Here is a 1,825-nt window from a genome sequence, read left to right as displayed (position 1 = left end):
GGCGGCCAGGCCGACCGCCCACATCACGGCGAAGTACACCAGCAGCGGCAGCGCAATCCGCGCGACGTCCAGCGGCCGCGACGTCACCGCCTCACCCTGCAGCGCGAACAGCAGCACGATCGTGAACAGCAGCCCGTACAGCGCCCACGGACCCACCCGCGGGACGAACCGCTGCTCGTACCACTGGCGCCCGCGGGTGCGCTCACCGATCCACCGCGAGGCGAACCCGGCCAGCAGCGGGACACCCAGGAAGACTGCGACGTTGACCGCGATCTGCCCGACCGAGACGTCCAGGCCGGCGGAGTCCAGCCCGAGCCAGCGCGGCAGCACGGTCAGGTAGAACCAGCCCAGCAGCGAGAACGCGACGACCTGGAACACCGAGTTGATCGCGACCAGCACCGCCGCGGCCTCACGGTCCCCGCAGGCCAGGTCGTTCCAGATCACCACCATCGCGATGCACCGCGCCAAGCCGACGATGATCAGGCCGGTGCGGTACTCGGGCAGGTCGGCCAGGAACACCCACGCCAGGGCGAACATCAACGCCGGACCGACGACCCAGTTCAGCGCGAGCGAACTCACCAGCAGCCGCTTGTCCCCGGTGACCGCAGCGACCCGGTCGTAACGGACCTTCGCCAGCACCGGATACATCATCACCAGCAGACCCAGCGCGATCGGCAGCGAGATCCCGCCGACCTCGAGCCTCGAGAGGAGCTCGCCGAGGGCCGGAACGAAGCGCCCCAGCGCCAAGCCCGCGACCATCGCCAGCCCGATCCACACCGGCAACCAGCGGTCCAGGGTCGACAGTCGCGGGCTTCCGCCGGCCTCAAACTCGTTCGTCACGGGACTACATTGACATACGTCGAAGCAGTCGGACAAGCGCCGTGACGTCGCGTGAGGACGCGGCGACAGGGGAGGTGCGCGTGCCTCGCGCCGCTGCCTAGGAGCGGAGCGCCGAACGACTCGTACGCGCATACGCGCAGGTCAGAGCAGTACGCAGAGGTTGGTCTGACATAACGTGCATTATCGGCGATCGACCCAGGCGCCGCGGAAGCGCCTGACACGGGCCGCTGGCCCCGGTCAGGCGCCGCCAGGCCGCAGGCCCGCCAGCAGCACCGCCACCGCGGCTCGCGCGTCGTACCGGTCGTCGGACTCGGTGCCGATGCACAGGTTGCCGACCGAGCGCATGAGCGCGTACGGGCCGAGCGCGTCGGTGATCTCGCCGGCGGCGCGCGCGGCCGCCAGCAGCTCGCCGCACACCGGCACCAGCCGACTCACGAACGACGCGTGCAGCGCCTCGAACGCCGGGTCCGTGGAGCTGAGCGCGGCGGCGAGGCCGTGCTTCGTCACGAGGAAGTCGATGAACCGGTCCACCCAGGCCGCCAGGGCCGCCGCCGGCGAGCCGGTCGACCCGAGCAGCGCCGGGCCGTCCTGCGCCAGCGACTCGATCTGGTGCTGGTAGACGGCCACGACCAGGTCGGCCCGGGTCGGGAAATGCCGGTAGATCGTGGCGACGCCGACGCCGGCGCGGGTCGCGATGTCGCGCACGGGCACCTCGACGCCGGCCGTGACGAACTCCGCGGCGGCCGCGTCGAGCAGCGCGGCGATGTTCCGCTCGGCGTCGGCACGTCGACGCCCCCGGGTCGGGACGGTCTCGGCACTGGGCATACGACGGCACCTCACGCTGCTTGCTAAACGGAACGACGTTCCGTATGTTGACCGGAACATCGTTCCGCATACGTCAGTGTGCCAGATCCCCCGCCACCCCGGAAGGCCACCGCCATGAGCACCAGCACCATCCCCGCAACCCCGATCAGCTCCGTGAAGC

General features: G+C 70.7%; 2 protein-coding genes. Both read right to left on the bottom strand.

All coding sequences use genetic code 11. The features are described 5' to 3' along the window. Positions 1-840: ACR3 family arsenite efflux transporter (gene arsB / locus G6556_RS18655; RefSeq protein WP_166944626.1), on the bottom strand; the 840-nt coding region annotated here is incomplete at its 3' end. Positions 841-1,077: 237 nt separating this feature from the next. Continuing rightward, complete coding sequence (locus G6556_RS18650; RefSeq protein ID WP_166944624.1) at positions 1,078-1,665, bottom strand: TetR/AcrR family transcriptional regulator; 588 nt, start codon at positions 1,663-1,665, stop codon at positions 1,078-1,080. Positions 1,666-1,825: the final 160 nt, after the last annotated feature.

The organism is Cellulomonas sp. IC4_254, from assembly GCF_011603975.1.
Taxonomy (GTDB): domain Bacteria; phylum Actinomycetota; class Actinomycetes; order Actinomycetales; family Cellulomonadaceae; genus Cellulomonas.
This window is presented reverse-complemented; position numbering and strand designations above follow the sequence as displayed.

What these genes read in the sequence shown, in the direction of transcription:
- G6556_RS18650 (WP_166944624.1), bottom strand. Translation starts at nt 1,665, where the DNA reads ATGCCCAGTGCCGAGACCGTCCCGACCCGGGGGCGTCGACGTGCCGAC.